This window comes from Microbispora sp. H10836 (assembly GCF_012999525.1).
Taxonomy (GTDB): Bacteria; Actinomycetota; Actinomycetes; order Streptosporangiales; family Streptosporangiaceae; genus Microbispora.
The window spans coordinates 75,124-93,295 of the sequence record NZ_JABBWU010000017.1; the positions used below are offsets into that span (position 1 = coordinate 75,124).

Sequence of the window (18,172 nt, forward strand, 5' to 3'; positions counted from 1 at the left end):
TTGGACTAATCACCGCTGCTTGCCCGAAGCTCGAGCCATGAACACGGACAACAAGGTCGCCCTTGTCGTCGGGGCGAACGGCGTCATCGGCCGCAACCTGATCGACCACCTCGTGGAGCTCGGAGACTGGGACGTGATCGGTCTGTCCCGCCGGGGCGGGGGCGACGCGGGCCGGGTCAGGCACATCGCCGTGGACCTGCTGAACGCCGACGACTGCCGGGAGCGGCTGCGCGGCCTCGACCGCGTCACGCACGTCTTCCACGCCGCCTACCAGGACCGGCCCACCTGGGCGGAGCTGGTGCCGCCCAACCTCGCCATGCTGGTCAACGTCGTCGAGGCCGTGGAGGCCGCCTCACCCGGCCTGCGCCACGTCAGCCTGATGCAGGGCTACAAGGTGTACGGCGCGCACCTCGGGCCGTTCAAGACACCCGCGCGGGAGGACGACCCCCACCACATGCCGCCGGAGTTCAACGTGGACCAGCAGAACTTCCTCGAAGAGCGCCAGAGGGGCAAGGCGTGGACCTGGTCCGCGCTGCGCCCCTCGGTGGTGTGCGGGTTCGCCCTCGGCAACCCGATGAACCTCGCGATGGTGATCGGGGTGTACGCGGCGATCTCCAAGGAACTGGGCCTGCCGCTGCGGTTCCCCGGCAGGCCCGGGGCGTACCGCACCCTGCTGGAGATGACCGACGCGACGCTGCTGGCGAAGGCCACGGTATGGGCGGCGACCAGTGAGGCGTGCGCCAACCAGGCGTTCAACATCAACAACGGCGATCTGTTCCGGTGGGAGGAGATGTGGCCGGAGATCGCCCGCTTCTTCGACCTGGAGGTGGCGCCGCCGCTGCACATGTCGCTGGCGGAGGTCATGGCGGACAAGGAGCCGCTGTGGGACGCGATGGTCGAGCGGCACGGCCTGGCGAAGCACTCCTACCAGGAGGTGTCCTCGTGGGCCTTCGGCGACGCGGTCTTCTCCTGGGACTACGACTTCATCGCCGACGGCTCGAAGGCGCGGCGGTTCGGTTTCCACGAGTTCGTCGACACCCGGAAGATGTTCCTGGACATCTTCGCCGGCTTCCGCCACCGCCGGATCATCCCCTGACCGCGCCGCGCCCCCACCGGTCCTCCGCCCGGCAGCGCCCGGGGCGGCACGGCACGGAGGGCGGTCCCGCGGCCGCCGGTCAGGGGTGGCGGACCCAGGCGCCGCGACGCATCACGCTGGCGACGTCCAGGTCGTCGCCGAGCACGACCAGATCGGCGTACTTGCCGACCGTGATCGAGCCGACCTCGCCGTCCAGGCCGAGGACACGGGCCGGGGTCAGGGAGGCCATGCGGGCGGCGTCCACCAGCGAGCGCCCGACCTCCCGCACCGTGCGGCGGAAGGCCACGTCCATCGTGAGCGTGCTGCCGGCGATCGAGCCCGGTTGCCCCGGGGTGTCGGAGGCGAGCCGGGCCACTCCGTCGACGACGTCGACGGTCATCGGGCCGAGCGGGTAGCGCCCGTCGCCCATGCCGGCGGCCGCCATGGCGTCGGTGATCAGCGCCGTACGGTCCGCGCCCGCCGCGTCCATGGCCAGGCGCAGCATGGCCGGGTGGACGTGGACCCCGTCGTTGATGAGTTCGACCGTCACCCGCTCGTCCTGCAGCAGGGCGGCGATCGGCCCGGGCGCGCGGTGGCCCAGCGAGGGCATCGCGTTGTAGAGGTGGGTCGCCACGCTCGCCCCCGCCTCGATGCCGTCGAGTGTCTGCTCGTAGGTGGCGTCGCTGTGACCGAGGGCGGCGACGATCCCCTCGGCGGCGGCGTCCCTGATCACGTCGAGCGCGTTCGGCAGTTCCGGGGCGATCGTCAGCATCCGCACGTGCCCGCGCCCGGCCTTGACCAGCGCACGGAACTCCGCCCGGTCCGGTTCGCGCAGCAGCGTGGGCTCGTGCGCGCCGCACCGCGACCGGGCGATGTACGGCCCCTCGAAGTGGATGCCGGCGACCAGGCCCTGCTCGCACAGGTCGGCGAGCGTCGCCGCGGCCCGCGTGAGCGTGTCGGGCGCGGCGGTGACCAGGCTGGCCATGAGGGTGGTCGTGCCGCGCCCGAGGTGGAAGGCGGCGACCTCGGCGGCGCTCGCGGGGTCGCCGTCGGGGAAGCTTCCGCCGGCGCCGCCGTGACTGTGGATGTCGACGAATCCGGGGACGACGGTGCGTCCGCCCAGGCCGAACCCGTCACGCGGCGCCTGCCCGCGCCCGATGTGGGTGATCCTGCCGTCCTCGATGGTCAGCCAGCCGTCGTGGACGCCGTCGGGAGTGACGACGCGGGCATCGGAGAGAGTCACGCTCATGCCGCCATCCTCGCGTGTGCGGCCCGCGCCCGCCGCTCCGGGTCCGGGCGCTCCCGCCGTACGGGGACGTCCCGATTTCAGCGGAAAGCGCTCATTAGTGCAATAAGTCCTCATAGTGGTGCGAATAGCAACCCTGTACATGGCAGCGAGCCAGAGGTAAGAACTTACGGTGGTGAATTCGCGGGCGAACTATGGTGTGGACGCCCCCGGCGTGCTGGCCGGACTGACACTGGGCGGCATCGCCGAACTGGCACTCGCCGCCGTGCTGTTCGGGGTCGGCCTGCCCGTCCCGGCCGTCGTGCTCCTCGTGGGCGGGATCGCGCTCGCCGCGGGTGCGGCGTTGTTCGCGCACACCACGCTTCGCGGCAAGTTCCGGGTCTGGGACGCCGAACTCGACCGGCTCGGGCTGAAGGGGGACGAGCAGGTCCTCGACCTGGGCTGCGGCCGGGGTCTGGTGCTGCTGAAGGCCGCCGGACGGCTTTCCGGCGCCGGCAGGGCCGTCGGCGTCGACCTGTGGGTGACGAAGGACCAGTCGGGCAACAGCCAGGACGCCACCACGGCCAACGCGCGCGCGGAAGGGGTCGCCGGCCGGGTGGACCTGGTCACCGGCGACATGCGTGACCTCCCGTTCGACGACGCCGCGTTCGACCTGGTCGTCTCCAGCCTCGCCGTGCACAACATCGTCCAGGAGGAGGGCCGTGCGGAGGCGGTGCGCGAGGCCTTCCGCGTGCTCAAACCGGGCGGTCTGCTGCGGATCGCCGACTTCCGCAACGCACACCGGTACGCGGAGGTGCTGACGGAGTGCGGCGCCGCCGACGTCGAGGTCTACGATCTCGGCTGGCGGTTCTGGTACGGCGGGCCGCACGCCCGTACGTCGATGGTCGCCTGCAGGCGCCCCGGTGTGGGGGAGAGGTGACCGACATTTCCGGAGATCCTTGGGAAAGGCGGCGGAAAGAGTGGATTCCCGGGTAGCTACTCATGGGTAGATTTACCCAGCAGAGGTGAAAGCGGTACAGAAGGAGCCCTATGACGGCGAGGATGGGCACGGCGCGACTCGGCCCGGCGGAACGCACCGCCGCCCTGGCGCGGATGGAGGCGCAGGAACTCGACGTGGTCGTGATCGGCGGCGGCGTGGTCGGCGCCGGCGTCGCGCTCGACGCCGTGACCCGAGGGCTCTCGGTGGGCCTCGTCGAGGCGCGCGACTTCGCCTCCGGCACGTCGTCCCGGTCCTCCAAGCTGATCCACGGGGGGCTGCGCTACCTGGAGCAGTTCAACTTCGACCTGGTCAGAGAGGCCCTGCGGGAGCGGGCCCTGCTGCTCAAGCGGATCGCGCCGCACCTGGTCAGGCCGGTGCCGTTCCTGTATCCGCTCACCCACGCGGGCTGGGAGCGGCCGTACATCGGCGCGGGGCTCGCGCTCTACGACACGCTCGGGCTGTCCTTCGGACTCACCCGGGGCGTGCCCGGGCACCGCCACCTGACCCGCCGCCAGGCCCTCCGGGTGGTCCCGTCGCTGCGGCGGTCGGCGTTCACCGGCGCCGTGCAGTACTGGGACGCCCAGGTGGACGACGCCCGCTACGTGATGACCACGCTGCGCACCGCCGCGACGTACGGCGCGCACGTCGCCTCGCGGGTGCAGGCGGTCGGCTTCCTCCGGGAGGGGGAGCGGGTCACCGGAGTGCGCGTGTGCGACCTGGAGACGGGCGCGGAGCTGGACGTGCGGGCCCGCCAGGTCGTCAACGCGACCGGCGTGTGGACCGACGACATCCAGCAGCTCGTCGGCGGCCGGGGGCAGATCCACGTGCGGGCGTCCAAGGGCATCCATCTCGTGGTGCCGCGCGACCGCATCCACTCCCGCAGCGGCCTGATCATGCGTACCGAGAAGTCCGTGCTGTTCGTCATCCCCTGGGGACGGCACTGGATCATCGGAACCACCGACACCCGCTGGAATCTGGACAAGGCCCACCCCGCCGCCTCCCGGGCGGACATCGACTACCTGCTCGACCGGGTCAACTCGGTGCTGTCGGTGCCGCTGACCAGGGACGACGTCGAGGGCGTGTACGCCGGGCTGCGGCCGCTGCTGGCTGGGGAGTCCGAGGAGACCTCCAAGCTCTCGCGCGAGCACGTCGTCGCCCACCCCGTGCCGGGGCTGGTCATGGTGGCCGGCGGCAAGTTCACGACGTACCGGGTCATGGCGGCCGACGCCGTGGACGCGGTCGCGCTCGGCCTCGACCAGCGCGTGCCGCCGTCGTGCACCGACCAGGTGCCGCTCGCCGGCGCCGAGGGCTACCAGGCCCTGTGGAACTCCCGCCATCGAATGGCGCGCGCCTCCGGGCTGCACGTGGCCAGGATCGAGCACCTGCTGGAGCGGTACGGCTCGCTCATCGACGAGGTGCTGGCGATCATCGAGCGCGACCCCTCGCTCGGCCGGCCCCTCGACGGCGCCGACGACTACCTGCGCGCGGAGATCGTGTACGCCGCGACGCACGAGGGCGCCCGGCACCTCAACGACGCGCTGACCCGGCGCACCCGCATCTCGATCGAGACCTTCCACCGGGGCACCGCAGTCGCCCGGGAGGCCGCCGAGCTCATGGCCGGCCCGCTCGACTGGGACGGCGAGCAGGTCAAGCGGGAGGTCGAGTACTACACCAAGCGGGTCGAGGCGGAGCGGGCCTCCCAGGAGCAGGACACCGACCAGGAGGCCGACGCCATCCGCCTCGGCGCGCCGGAGATCGTCCCCGTCGCGCCCCCGCGTGACCTCGCGAAGTCGCGGGGCACCGGGAACTGACCGTCAGCGGAAAGGGATTCACGCGCGGCCGTACAGTGCCGGCAGGTCCACGAGGAGGACGGCAGGGTCTCGCGCGGCCTCGGCCCGGAGGTCGTCGTCGAAGCCGGCTCCGCTGTAGCAGGCCAGTACGGTTCCGGAGGTGTCGTAGCCCTTCGCCGACAGCAGGTCGCGGGCCCGGCGAAGGCGCTCCAGATGGCGCATGCCCATGAGCTTGTCCCACTTGGCCTCGCCCAGGGACCTGACAGCCCGGGGCTCGCCGGGATAGGCGGGGCCGAGGACGGCCACGTCCACGTCGATCTGCGTCCTGGCCACGGGGTCGGCCACCGTGCCGGCCGCGACCTCGCCGATGCCGCCCTCGCCGAAGTGCTCCCGGCCGTGGCGCAACGCGTACTCCCGGCAGAGGGTCTCGAAGTGCGGCCCCATCACCTTCGACAGGAAGCGCTGACGGGAGCGCCGCCAGACTTCCTCGGCGAGGCCGAGGCCGAGGTCCGACCACTCCGGACGCATGATGGCCTGGTAGAAGGTGATGAGCGGCTCCGCGATCCGGTACCGCGTCCGTCCCGGCCGGAAGGCGTCCTTCTCCCTGACCAGCAGCCCGCAGTCCTCCAGGACGTTGAGCGGATGGGCGATGTCGGAGGACTTGTACCCGATGTGACCGGCGATGCCGCCCCAGGTGTCGTTCCCCGCCGCGACCGCGGAGAGAACCGAGTGGTAGAGGGCGGGGTCGCGGATGTCGGGCTCTTCCGCGAGCAGGTAGCGCCCTTCCCGGAAGAGCGACGTTCTCCGGTCGAGGACCGTATGGACCACCCATCGGTCGAAGTCCTCGACCGACTCCGGCCGGTCGCCCAGCACGAACTCGTCCCGATAGGCCGGGGTGCCGCCGACGACCGCGTGGAGCATCGCCGCCAGGCGAGGGTCGTCCTGCACGCCCCAGAACTCTGCGGCGTCCCGGTAGGACAGCGACTGGATCACGAGCTCCAGGCGGGCCCGGCCCCGTAGCGGCGCCTGTCCGGAGAGGATCTCGCCCATGACCGGCAACGCGGAGCCGCAGATCAGCACCCGCGCGTTGCTCGCGCCTCCGTGCGTGCGGCCGCGCAGGTCGATCTCCTGCTTGAGGATGGACGGCAGAGCCGGGTTCGCCTTCATCAGATACGGGAACTCGTCGATGATCAGCGGTTTCGGACCGTCTTCGGCCAGCGAGAAGAAGAAGGTGAGCGCGTCCCGCCAGTCCGCGAACGGGTAGCCGACCGGGGAGCCGGTGTGTCTGGCCAGGGCCATGCCGAACAGGCGGAGTAGCTCGATCTCCGTGCCTTCCGTCGCCTCGAAGTAGAAACCGCCGAGAGCCTCGGCGAGGTTCTTGAGCAGAAAGGTCTTTCCCTGCCTGCGGCGGCCGCTGACGACGCCGAAGGCCACCTGCGCCTGGGTGCCGGTCGCGAAGGAGGTCAGCGCCTCCCACTCCCCGTCCCGGTCGAAGATGTGTCCCGGTTTGGCCACCATGAGCGATCATCCCGTCACTGAAATACGGCTCGCTAGACCGTAATTCAGTGACGGGGACGTCGTCAGGCGAAGGGGATCCACGCCCGGTCGGCGAGCGTGGCCGCGTCGCTGACCTTGAGGCCGCCGTCGGACAGGGTCCACAGGTCGTCGCCGATGACGAGGGAACGGCGGATGCCCTGGTCGGCGGGGGCGAAGTCGCTCCTGGCGGGCTGCCGCGGGTGGCTGACGACGCCCAGCTTGGTGATCTCACGGTCGCCCACCCGCAGGGCGAGGGCCGCGCTGCCCGCGATCCCGCCGTCGGCCCAGTTCGCGAGCGGGAGCACGGCCAGCCCGGTGGCGGGCCAGTAGAGGAAGGCGTGCGGGTCCCACTCGGCCTCGGAGCCGGACTGCTCCTGGTGGAACCGCGACAGCACGGCGGGCGCGGCCGGGTCGGCGACGTCGAACAGCGAGATCTGCGTGCCGAGCATGCGGCCCTTCCCGCTCGCCTCCTGGCCGATGCCGATCAGCCGCCCCTCGCCCGCCGGGTGGAGATAGGCGGAGAAGCCGGTGATCTTCAACTCGCCGGTGACCTTCGGCGCGGCCGGGTCCCGCAGGTCCAGCGCGTACAGGGGGTCGGTCTGGCGGAACGTCACCACATAGCCGAGGCCGTCCATGAACCGGACCGAGTAGATCCGCTCGCCCCTGCCGAGGCCCGTCACCGAGCCGGTTTGTGCGAGTGTGCCGGCGTCGAGCACGTACACGCCGCTCTCGCTGCCGCCCGGGCTCGCGCCGAACACCTCCGCGCCGCTGGTCGTCGCCACCCGCAGGTGGCCGTCGTACTCCGACAGGGAGTACTGGTTCAGCAGCCGGCCCGGCACCGATCCGGAGGTGACGTAGCGCGGGGCGCCGGGGGCGGAGACGTCGAAGCGGTGCACCTCCGTGCGCTCGGGTGGCGCCTGGGGCGTGGCGGCCGAGGCGTCGGGGATCGGCACCACGTCGACCGGGCGGGCCGCCCACCAGCGGGGATTGCTGGTGACGTAGAGGCTGCCCGCGGTGCCGTACACGGTGTCGCCGTCGGCCGCGACCGCGATCGGGGTGAGTGAGCCGAACGGCGTGGCGGCGGCCAGGTCGATCGTGTGGACGGTCAGCATCGAGGTGCCGGTGAACTGCTCGGGGTGGCTGACCCGGTCGCAGCCGACCCGCTCGGTGCGGCTCGCGCCGCCGGACTCGACGTCGTACGACGGCAGCCACGCGTCGGCAGGGGCGGACAGCACGGCCTGACGGTTGCCTTCGAGCAGATCCTTGTCCGGCTCGTTCTGCTTCGGGGCCGGGAAGGCGATCGCCGGCTGGGACCGGACGACGAGCCGCACCGTGGAGCCGGTCTGCCGGGCGTCGACGTGCTGCCCCCGCACGGTCATCGCGCCGAGGACGCGCGGCTCGCCGGACAGGTCCACGAGCACGTATCTCGGGCCGCCGGGACCGACCCCGGTCTTGGCCGTCGCCCCGAACGGGATGATCCCGCCGCCCTGGAACAGCACGAGTGCGCGGTCGCCGTGGACCAGCAGGTCGGCCTGGGCCCACGACTGGTCCTCGGCGACGAGACGCAGCGTTCCGGTGACCTTCCGGCTCCTCGCGTCCACGACGCGCAGCACGCCTCTCGTGACCGTGATCACCCGATTGCCGTCGGTCTTGACCAGGTCGGGCTCGTCCACACCCGCCTCGTGCGTGTTCGTGGTCGAGTGCGACGGCTGCTCGGACGTCGCCTCCTTGGCGGCGGCGACGTCGGATCGGGCCGCGAAGAGCATGTTCTCCCCGAAGCCCCAGGGGGTCACGTTCCGCGCGGCCGCCTGCCGCAGCCCTTCGGTCAGCTCGTCACAGTCGGTGTAGGCGACGAGCCGCACCTTGCCGGTCAGGTCGGCCGGAGAGGGCGGGAAGTCCTGTGCCGTACGGCCGCCCGCGCAGCCCGTGGCTCCCGTGGCCAGCAGCGCGGCGAGAACGCCCGCCGTACGAATCGATGTCCTCATGCCCCCAAGACGGATCGGATTCCGCTCCGGTTCGACGTTCCTTCAGCCTTGGAGTCCAAGATACAATCTAGGGATATTAGGAAAGAGCTAATGTCCTTAGGAAGAGGGGCGGGCGCATGAGGCGGGCCGGGTTGACGGCGGATCGGGTGACGCTCGCCGGTGCCGAGCTGGCGGACGAGGCCGGGCTCGACCACGTGACCATGTCGGCGGTGGCGCGGCGGCTCGGGGTGAAGGACGCCAGTCTCTACGCGCACGTACGTAACCTGGAGGACCTGCGCGGGCGGATCGCGCTGCTGGCGGCGGACGAGAAGACCCTCCGCATCGCGGAGGCGATCGCCGGGCGGGCCGGGAAGGACGCGCTGGTCGCGTACGCGAACGCCTGGCGGCAGTACGCCCACGACCACCCGGGCCGATACATGGCGACGCAGATCCCGATACAGATCGATCCCGAGCTCGTGGCCCGGGCGCCCGGGCCACGACGCGCCGTCGAGCTGACCTACGGCATGCTGCGCGCCTACGCGCTGGCGGAACCCGACCTGACCGACGCGGTCCGGCTGATGCGCAGCACGCTGCACGGCTTCACGAGTCTCGAGGTCGCGGGCGGGTTCGCGCACGCGCGGCCGGCGGAGGACTCGTGGGTCCGCTGCCTCGACGCCCTGCACACCCTCCTTGAGCACTGGCCCCCGCGCGACGAAGGAGACCCCGCATGACCAGCCCGACCACCGGCCGCCTGCGCGTGGACGGCGCCACCCTGCACTACGAGGTGCGCGGCACGGGCCCGCTCCTGCTGCTGATCCCCGGCGGCACGGGCGGCGCGGCCGCCTACGACGGGGTCGCCGACGACCTGGCCGCCGATTACACGGTCGCGTCCTACGATCCGCGCGGCCTCACCCGCAGCCCTCTGGACGACCCGGAGGCCGAGCAGTCGGTCGCGTGGCACGCCGACGACGCGGTGCGGCTGCTGGACCTGCTGTCTCCGGGCGCGCCCGCCCGCGTGGCCGGCTGCAGCTCCGGCGCGATCGTCGCGCTGCACCTGCTCACCGCCCATCCCGAGCGCGTCGAACGCGTCGTGGCGCACGAGCCGCCGGTGGTCGAGGTGCTGCCGGACGCCGCCGAGCACCGGGCGCTGCTCGCCCGCGTCGGGGACACGTTCCGCCGGGAGGGGCTGATGCCCGCGGCCGCGGTGTTCGCGGCAGGTCTCAGGCGCCCCGGCGCCGGCCCAGCCGACGCCCCGGCCGGCTCCCGGGCGGCCACCGAGTTGCCACCACAGGCGGCGGCCCGAGCCGAGCGGACGATGGCGGACATGTCCTACTTCCTCGGGCGTATCGTGCCGAGCTTCATGGCGTACACGCCGGACGTGGCCCGCCTGGAGGCCCTGTCGGACCGGCTCGTGCTCGCGGCCGGAGCGGACTCGCGCGGTGAGCTGCCCTACCGCCCCGCCGCCTTCCTGGCCGAACGCTTCGGCACGGAGCTCGTCCACTTCCCCGGCGGGCACACGGGGCTCACCACGCATCCCGCGGAGTTCGGGAAGACGCTCCGCACGGTGCTGAGCGCGTAACCGCGGCGCGAGGGTGATTACTTACCGGTAGCCACGAGCGGAGCTCCGGAATATTCTTCCGCCATGGGTGCCATGAATCGGACGCTCGACGCGGCCGTGGTCGACCGGATCCTCACGCACGTCTCCTCGGAGGGCAAGACGCGGGAGATCCTCGCGCCGTTCACCGGCGAGGTCCTGGCCGAGGTCCCGATCTCCACCCCCGAGGACGTCCGGGCGGCGTACGCGAGGGCCAGGCAGGCGCAGGAGACCTGGGCGGCGCTGCCGGTCCGGGAGCGGATCAGGCCCTTCCTGCGGCTCCACGACGCGATGCTCGACCGCCGCCAGGAGTTGCTCGACATCGTGCAGTGGGAGACCGGCAAGGCGCGGCGCCACGCGTACGAGGAAGTGGCGGACGTGGCGGGCTGCACGCTCTACTACGCGCGGCGGGCACCCGGGCTGCTGGAGCCGCAGCGCAGGCAGGGCATCTTCCCGATCGCCACCCGGGCCACCGAGCTGCGCCATCCCAAGGGCACGGTCGCGGTGATCAGCCCGTGGAACTACCCGCTGGCCCTGGGCGTCACCGACGTGGTCCCCGCCTTGATCGCGGGCAACGCGGTCGTGCACAAGCCGGACATCCAGACCCCGCTGTCCACGCTGTGGACGATCGACCTGCTGGCCGAGCTGGGCATGCCGCGCGACATCTGGCAGGTCGTGCTCGGCGATCCGGAGGACATCGGCGACCCGCTGATCGACGGCGCCGACTACGTCGCGTTCACCGGCTCGACGCGCGGCGGGCGCAGGATCGCCGAGGAGGCGGCCAAGCGGCTCATCGGCTGCTCGCTGGAGCTCGGCGGCAAGAACCCGATGATCGTGCTCGACGACGCCGACCTCGACGTCGCCGCGCAGGGCGCGATCCGGGCCTGCTTCACCAACGCCGGGCAGCTGTGCATCTCGATCGAGCGGCTCTACGTGCACGAGGCCGTCGCCGGCGCCTTCCGCGACAAGTTCGTGCGGGCGGTGGAGAACATGAAGATCGGCCCAGGTCTCGACTGGGACCTGCAGATGGGCTCGCTCACCTCGCAGCGGCAGCTCGACGGGGTCACCGCGCACGTCGAGGACGCGGTCGCCAAGGGCGCCACGGTGCTGACGGGCGGCAGGCCGCGCCCCGACCTCGGCCCGTTCTTCTACGAGCCGACCGTCCTCGACGGCGTCGGTGAGGAGATGGCCGTCTGCCGGGACGAGACGTTCGGGCCGGTCGTGTCGCTCTACCGCTTCAGGGACGAGGACGAGGCGGTCCACGCGGCCAACGACACGGCGTACGGGCTGAACGCCTCGATCTGGACCGGGGACGTCGCGCGGGGCCGCCGTCTCGCCGCCCGGATCAAGGCGGGCACCGTCAACATCAACGAGGGGTACGGCTCGGCGTACGCGTCCTACGACGCGCCGATGGGCGGGATGAAGTCGTCCGGGCTCGGCCGCCGCCACGGGACCGAGGGCCTGCTGAGGTACACGGAGGTCCAGACGGTGGCGAGCCAGGCCACGTGGCTGGGCTTCGAGCCGATCCTCGGCATGACCTACGACAGGTACGCCGACACGCTCGCGGGGCTGCTCAAGACGATGAAGCGGCTGCACCTCAAGTGAGAAGGGCGGGGCGTTGGACTACGACGTCGCGGTGATCGGGTCGGGATTCGGCGGGAGCGTGGCCGCGCTGCGGCTCACCGAGAAGGGATACTCGGTCGGCGTCCTGGAGGCCGGCCGGCGGTTCGACGAGAAGACCTTCCCCAAGACCTCCTGGCGGGCCAGGGACTTCGTGTTCGCACCCGCGCTCGGCCTGAAGGGCATCCAGCGCTTCCACGTCCTGCGCGGGCCCAACGGGGTGATGGTGATGGCCGGCGCCGGGGTCGGGGGCGGCTCGCTCGTCTACGCCAACACCCTGTACGAGCCGCTCGACCCGTTCTTCGACGACCCGCAGTGGCGCCACATCACGGACTGGAAGGCCGAGCTCGCGCCGTACTACGACCAGGCCAGGCGGATGCTGGGCGTGGTGGAGAACCCGACGGTGACCGCCGCCGACGAGGTGATGAAGAAGGTCGCCGAGCGGATGGGCGTCGGCCACACCTTCCATCTCGCGCCGGTCGGGGTGTTCTTCGGCGAGCCCGGCGTGGAGGTCGGCGACCCGTACTTCGGCGGGGTGGGGCCGCGCCGCCGGGGCTGCACCGAGTGCGGCGAGTGCATGACCGGCTGCCGCCACGGCGCCAAGAACATGCTGATCAAGAACTACCTCTATCTGGCGGAGAAGGCCGGGGCGAGGGTCCATCCCGAGACCACCGTGACCGGCGTACGGCCGATCGAGGGCGGCTACGAGATCACGGTGAGGCGCACAGGACCGTTCGGCCGCACCCGGACGCTGACCGCCGGGCAGGTGGTCTTCGCCGCCGGCACGTACGGCACGCAGCACCTGCTCCACCGGCTCAGGGCGACGACGCTGCCGCGCCTGTCGGGCCGGCTGGGCGTGCTGACCCGGACGAACTCCGAGGCCCTCCTCGGCTTCGAGCGGCTCACGGCGAAGGGGGAGAAGCTCAACCGGGGCGTGGCGATCACCTCCTCGATCCATCCCGACCCCGAGACGCACATCGAGCCGGTCCGGTACGGCGACGGCTCCAACGCCATCGCCGCGCTGCGCACGCTGCTGGTCGACGGGGGCGGCCGGGTCCCGCGCTGGCTGAAGTTCCTCGGCGCGGCGTTGCGGCGGCCCCACCTGGTGCCTCGGCTGTTCAACCACCGCCGCTGGTCGGAGCGCACGATCATCGCCCTCGTCATGCAGGCCAAGGACAACTCGATCACGCTCTCGCTGAAGGGCGGCAGGCTGAAGGCGGGCCCGGGCCACGGCGAGCCGAACCCGACCTGGATCCCCGCCGGGCACGAGGCCGTCCGCCTGGCGGCCGAGGAGATCGACGGCCTTGCGGGCGGCTCCTGGCTCGACCTGTTCGACATCCCCGCCACCGCGCACTTCCTCGGCGGCTGCGCGATCGGCGACTCGCCCGAGACCGGCGTCATCGACCCCTACCACCGGGTCTACGGATACGAGGGGCTGCACATCGTGGACGGTTCGGCCGTGTCGGCCAACCTCGGCGTGAACCCCTCGCTCACGATCACGGCCCAGGCCGAGCGGGCGATGGCGCTGTGGCCCAACAAGGGCGAGCCCGACCCCCGGCCCGCCCTCGGCTCCCCGTACGCGCGGCAAACGCCGATCGCGCCCGTGCGGCCGGTCGTCCCGGCGTCCGCGCCGGGCGCGCTGCGCCTGCCCATCGTGGAGATCACCCACCGCGCGGCCCCCGGCTCCCCGCCCCCGGCAGAGCCCGCGCCCTCCTGATCCGGCATCCGATCGGCCCTATCGTCAAGATCTTCACGGCGGTTTACGCTCGACGCGTGCAGGCCGAGGGACCCAGCGGGACCGCGCTCCACACGGCGGCGGCACGCGCCGCGCACCTGGTCGTCGACGGCGAGCCGGTCGTCTTCCGCGATCCCCCGGCGTACGCCGTGCTCGGGGAGTGCGCGGCGGATCTGGTGGGCCTTCATCGCGCGATGGGCGACCATCCCGTGCTCGCCGGGCTGCGCGCGGCCGTCGTCACCCGGAGCCGCTACACCGAGGGGCGCCTGGCCGACGCCGTACGGCGGGGCGTCCGCCAGTACGTGATCCTCGGCGCGGGGCTGGACTCCTACGCCTGCCGGTCGGCCTCGGGGCCGGTGGAGGTCTTCGAGGTGGACCACCCGGCCACCCAGCGCTGGAAACGGGAGGCGTTGAAGCGGGCGGGCCTCCCGGCGCCGCCCCGCCTCACGTACGTCCCCATGGACCTGGAGGACGGCCGCGCGGTCGACCGGCTGGCCGCGCACGGCTTCGATCTCGCCCGGCCCGCGTTCGTGAGCTGGCTCGGCGTCACCGCGTATCTCACCCGTCAGGCCGTCGCCCGTACGCTGGCCGGGCTCGGCCGCCTCGCCCCCGGCAGCGAGATCGTCGTGGACCATCTGCTGCCCGAGGACCTGCGCGGCCCGCGCGCCCGGGCGTACGCCGAGACCCTGATGCCGCTGCTGGCCGAGCGCGGCGAGCCCTGGCAGACGTTCCTGAGCCCGGCGGAGGCGGCGGACCTGCTGGAGGAGCACGGCCTCGAGGTGATCGAGCAGGTGCCGGAGCGCGACGCCGTCGATCCGGCGTTCTGGGCGCGTTCCGACGCGCTGGCCTCCAGTGAGATCTCGGTGCTGACCCGCGCCCGCCCGCGCGGCACGGCCGGGCGGGACGCGTCACCGCGCCGATAGACTGGCGTTACCGCCTCGCTGCCTTCATGGGGGTCCTTTCCAGTGTCTGAGTTCGACACGGTCCTCGTCGTGGACTTCGGCGCGCAGTACGCGCAGCTGATCGCACGACGGGTGCGTGAGTGCCACGTCTACTCCGAGATCGTCCCGTCGACCATGCCGGTCCACGAGATGCTGGAGAAGAAGCCGAAGGCGATCATCCTGTCCGGCGGCCCGTCGTCGGTGTACGCCGAGGGCGCCCCGCCGGTCCCGGACGGCCTGTTCGAGACCGGGGTGCCGACCTTCGGCATCTGCTACGGCTTCCAGGCCATGGCCCGGGCGCTCGGCGGCGAGGTCGCCAGGACCGACTCCGCCGAGTTCGGCGGGACCGCGCTCCAGGTCCTCAGGGAGGGCCTGCTGTTCGCCGGGCTGCCCGTGGCGCAGACCGTCTGGATGTCGCACGGCGACTCCGTGGTCGGCGCCCCGGCCGGGTTCGCCGTCACCGCCTCCACCGACGCCACCCCGGTCGCGGCGATGGAGGACCCCTCCCGCGGCCTGTACGGCGTGCAGTTCCACCCCGAGGTGCTCCACTCCGAGCACGGGCAGCAGGTGCTCAAGCACTTCCTGGAGGCGGCCGGCTGCCGTCCCTCCTGGACCATGCTCAACATCGTCGAGGACGCCGTCGAGGCGGTGCGGGCCCAGATCGGTGACGGCCGGGCGATCTGCGGCCTGTCGGGCGGCGTCGACTCCGCGGTGGCCGCCGCGATCGTGCAGCGGGCCATCGGTGACCGGCTGACCTGCGTATTCGTCGACCACGGCCTGCTGCGCAAGGGCGAGGCCGAGCAGGTCGAGCGCGATTTCGTCGAGGCGACCGGCGTCAAGCTGCGCGTCGTGGACGCCTCGGAGCGCTTCCTCAAGGCGCTGTCCGGCGTCACCGACCCGGAGGAGAAGCGCAAGATCATCGGCCGGGAGTTCATCCGGGTCTTCGAGGACGAGGCACGCGCGATCATCGCCGACGGGCCGGTGGACTTCCTCGTGCAGGGCACGCTCTACCCGGACGTGGTCGAGTCGGGCGGCGGCACCGGCACCGCGAACATCAAGTCCCACCACAACGTGGGCGGGCTGCCCGAGGACCTCAAGTTCCAGCTGGTCGAGCCGCTGCGCACGCTCTTCAAAGACGAGGTGCGGCGGGCCGGCGAGGAGCTCGGCCTGCCCCCGGCGATGGTCTGGCGCCAGCCGTTCCCCGGCCCCGGTCTCGGCATCCGGATCATCGGCGAGGTCACCCGCGATCGCCTCGACCTGCTCCGCGAGGCCGACGCGATCGCCCGCGAGGAGCTCACCCGCGCCGGTCTCGACCGCGACATCTGGCAGTGCCCGGTCGTGCTGCTGGCCGACGTCCGCTCGGTCGGCGTGCAGGGTGACGGCCGCACCTACGGCCACCCCGTCGTCCTGCGGCCGGTGAGCTCCGAGGACGCCATGACCGCCGACTGGTCGCGGGTGCCGTACGACGTGCTGTCGCGCATCTCCACTCGGATCACCAACGAGGTCCGCGAGGTCAACCGGGTGGTCCTCGACGTGACGAGCAAGCCGCCGGGCACCATCGAGTGGGAGTAATCCGGGATCGATGAGTGGAGATCAACCGGATTGATCCCGGCCGTGCTGGATAGGGTATCGCGGTGATTGCCACTCAGCCCGTCACCGCTCGCTCCGGCGCCAAGGCCACCAGACTCGCCTGGCTCGACGCCCTGCGGGGGATCGGCGCGATGGCGGTGGTCGCCGAGCACGCGCTGCCCTGGCTGATGCCGTCGTTGCGCCCCTACTGGTTCAGCCTCGGCATGTACGGCGTGCTGGTCTTCTTCCTGGTCAGCGGGTACATCATCCCCGCGTCCCTGGAGAACAGGGGTGACGTCGGGGCGTTCTGGGTCAGCCGGGTCTTCCGGTTGTACCCGCTGTATCTGCTGGTGATCGCCCTCGTGCTCGCGATGGCGTTCTGGGTTCCGGTGCGGCAGGAGGTGCCCCGGCACCCCTCGGCCGTGGCCGCGCACGTGAGCATGCTGCTCGACGTCGTCCACACCGGCGCCCTCGCCGACCCGATGTGGACGCTGTCGTACGAGATGGTGTTCTACCTGCTGGTGACCGCGCTGTTCGTGGGCGGCGTACACCGGCGCAGCGGGACGCTGGCGATCGCCTTCGGCGTCGTGGCGGTGGGCGCCGGGCTGGTGCTGTCGGCGCCGCTGCTGCCGGGGCCGTGGCCCGCCGTCGCCACCGGTGTGCTGTTCGTCGCGGGCCTGGTCTGCCTGATCACCGGCCGGTTCCGGACCGTCGCGGCGTACGCGCTGGGCCTGATGGCGCTCGTGCTGCTCGTGTTCGGCAGCTTCGTGCCGTGGTTCGGCGCGGCGATCCTCGCGGTGATGTTCACGGGGACGGCGCTGTACCGGTGGGAGCGGGGGACGGCCGGGCTCGGCCCGGTCGTGGTCGCGGCGGCCCTGGTGGCCGCCGCGCCGGTGTGGTCGATGCAGGCGGGATGGTGGTGGGTGCAGCCCGACGTGTGGATCACCACGATGGTCCTCGCCGGCGGGACGTTCGCGCTCGGCATGGCGCTGCGCGGGCGGCGCGTCCCCGGCGTGCTGACCTGGCTCGGCCTGATCAGCTACTCGGTCTACCTGCTGCACCACCCGCTGCTCAAGTATCTGAACGTGCTCGCCGGCGACCTGCGGTCGCTCGCGCCGACCGGCCGGACGGCTCTCGCGCTCGGCTACCTCGTGGCGCTGCTCACGCTGAGCTGGCTCACCTACCGCTTCGTGGAGGCGCCGGCCCAGGCGCTGGGCCGCAGGATCATTCGACGGCGGCCGTCGTCACCGTCCCCGACCGGTCGGGATATACCTGTCCCGGGGTGAGCTCCCGGCCCTCCAGCAGCGTGGACACCGTCACGAAGCTGTAGCCCTCCGCGGTCAGCGTCTGGAGCACCTCGGGCATCGACTGCACGGTCTCCTTGACGGTCTCGTGCATCAGCACGACCTCGCCCTCGCCGGCCACGTCGAGGGCCCGGTCGGTGAGAAGGTCCACGTGCCGGTAGTCCTTGATGTAGTCCTTCGTGGCGGTCGTGCCGGGCACCTGGAGGAGCCCGAACTTGGCGGTGATCTCCTGCACTCCGCCGTTGCGCAGCCCGCCGGGGGCGCGGAAGAGCTTCGGAGCCTTGCCCGTCGTCTTCTGGATCAGCCGCTGGGCGTCGCCGATCTTCTTGTTGATCTGGGCGTACGTGAGCTCGGTCAGGTAGCTGGCGTCCCACGAGTGATTGCCGATCTCGTGGCCCGACTTGGCGATCAGCTGAGTGAGCTTCGGATGTTTCTTCACCTCCGTCCCGATGACGAAGAACGTCGCCTTCGCCTTGTATTGGGCGAGAGTCTTCAGCAACGTCTGGGTGTACGGGCCCGGACCGTCGTCGAAGGTCAGGGCGATGCACTTGTGGGTCGCGCAGTACGGCTCATCGGTCCCGCGAGCCTGCGCGGGAGTGGCGGTGGCCGCTGCGAGGGCGCACGCGACGGCCACAGGGATCAGGCGACGTACAGCCATGGGGATACTCCTCGGGAATCTATAACGCGGCATCGTAACGTGCTTCGCGGCACTTCCTCCTCGTCAGTCCGGTTCCGTACCGTCGGAAAACCCGCGTCCACCTGGGGCGGGAAGCGATTAAACCTTCGGCCAAGGAAGGGCCTAAGGCGGCCCCGTCACAA

14 protein-coding genes are annotated in these 18,172 nt (G+C 71.7%); 10 read left to right on the forward strand and 4 right to left on the reverse strand.

Annotated elements, in window-relative coordinates; genetic code table 11:
• Window positions 1–37: 37 nt before the first annotated feature.
• Complete coding sequence (locus HHX30_RS28125) at window positions 38–1,096, forward strand: SDR family oxidoreductase (RefSeq protein ID WP_169985245.1); 1,059 nt, start codon at window positions 38–40, stop codon at window positions 1,094–1,096.
• Window positions 1,097–1,175: 79 nt separating this feature from the next.
• Here the strand turns inward: HHX30_RS28125 and nagA are convergent, their stop codons facing one another.
• On the reverse strand, window positions 1,176–2,324 hold the full coding sequence (nagA, locus tag HHX30_RS28130; RefSeq protein WP_169985247.1) for an N-acetylglucosamine-6-phosphate deacetylase: 1,149 nt from the start codon (window positions 2,322–2,324) through the stop codon (window positions 1,176–1,178).
• 169 nt (window positions 2,325–2,493) lie between these two features.
• Between nagA and HHX30_RS28135 the strand changes: the two genes are divergently transcribed.
• A complete protein-coding gene (locus HHX30_RS28135; RefSeq protein ID WP_169985249.1) occupies window positions 2,494–3,240 on the forward strand; it encodes a class I SAM-dependent methyltransferase in 747 nt (248 codons plus the stop codon).
• A gap of 110 nt (window positions 3,241–3,350) precedes the next feature.
• Entirely contained in the window at window positions 3,351–5,111 is a 1,761-nt protein-coding gene (locus HHX30_RS28140) for a glycerol-3-phosphate dehydrogenase/oxidase (RefSeq protein WP_169985251.1), read from the forward strand.
• A gap of 18 nt (window positions 5,112–5,129) precedes the next feature.
• Here HHX30_RS28140 and HHX30_RS28145 read toward each other — a convergent pair whose 3' ends face one another.
• Together HHX30_RS28145 and HHX30_RS28150 are read right to left on the reverse strand one after the other, a co-directional pair.
• Complete coding sequence (locus HHX30_RS28145) at window positions 5,130–6,608, reverse strand: ATP-binding protein (protein WP_211592638.1); 1,479 nt, start codon at window positions 6,606–6,608, stop codon at window positions 5,130–5,132.
• A 62-nt stretch (window positions 6,609–6,670) separates the two neighbouring features.
• Complete coding sequence (locus HHX30_RS28150; protein ID WP_169985253.1) at window positions 6,671–8,611, reverse strand: beta-propeller domain-containing protein; 1,941 nt, start codon at window positions 8,609–8,611, stop codon at window positions 6,671–6,673.
• A gap of 116 nt (window positions 8,612–8,727) precedes the next feature.
• On the opposite strand from HHX30_RS28150, the gene HHX30_RS28155 reads away from it, so the two are divergent.
• From HHX30_RS28155 to HHX30_RS28185, 7 genes are all read left to right on the forward strand, one after another.
• On the forward strand, window positions 8,728–9,321 hold the full coding sequence (locus HHX30_RS28155) for a TetR/AcrR family transcriptional regulator (RefSeq protein WP_169985255.1): 594 nt from the start codon (window positions 8,728–8,730) through the stop codon (window positions 9,319–9,321).
• Window positions 9,318–10,169, forward strand: a complete 852-nt coding sequence (locus tag HHX30_RS28160) for an alpha/beta fold hydrolase (RefSeq protein ID WP_169985257.1) — start codon at window positions 9,318–9,320, stop codon at window positions 10,167–10,169. Before HHX30_RS28155 ends, HHX30_RS28160 begins: the two co-directional genes overlap by 4 nt.
• A gap of 63 nt (window positions 10,170–10,232) precedes the next feature.
• Complete coding sequence (locus HHX30_RS28165; RefSeq protein WP_169985259.1) at window positions 10,233–11,789, forward strand: succinic semialdehyde dehydrogenase; 1,557 nt, start codon at window positions 10,233–10,235, stop codon at window positions 11,787–11,789.
• Window positions 11,790–11,802: 13 nt separating this feature from the next.
• Entirely contained in the window at window positions 11,803–13,521 is a 1,719-nt protein-coding gene (locus HHX30_RS28170) for a GMC oxidoreductase (protein WP_169985261.1), read from the forward strand.
• A 56-nt stretch (window positions 13,522–13,577) separates the two neighbouring features.
• A complete protein-coding gene (locus HHX30_RS28175) occupies window positions 13,578–14,462 on the forward strand; it encodes an SAM-dependent methyltransferase (RefSeq protein WP_169985263.1) in 885 nt (294 codons plus the stop codon).
• Between the two features lie 42 nt (window positions 14,463–14,504).
• On the forward strand, window positions 14,505–16,052 hold the full coding sequence (guaA, locus tag HHX30_RS28180; RefSeq protein ID WP_169985265.1) for a glutamine-hydrolyzing GMP synthase: 1,548 nt from the start codon (window positions 14,505–14,507) through the stop codon (window positions 16,050–16,052).
• A gap of 62 nt (window positions 16,053–16,114) precedes the next feature.
• Window positions 16,115–17,335 (forward strand): acyltransferase, encoded by a 1,221-nt coding sequence (locus HHX30_RS28185; protein ID WP_311922894.1) that lies wholly within the window; start codon window positions 16,115–16,117, stop codon window positions 17,333–17,335.
• On the opposite strand, the gene HHX30_RS28190 is transcribed toward HHX30_RS28185, so the two are convergent.
• A complete protein-coding gene (locus HHX30_RS28190) occupies window positions 17,274–18,011 on the reverse strand; it encodes a polysaccharide deacetylase family protein (RefSeq protein ID WP_169985267.1) in 738 nt (245 codons plus the stop codon). The two genes, HHX30_RS28185 and HHX30_RS28190, sit on opposite strands and share 62 nt — an antisense overlap.
• Window positions 18,012–18,172 lie beyond the last annotated feature (161 nt).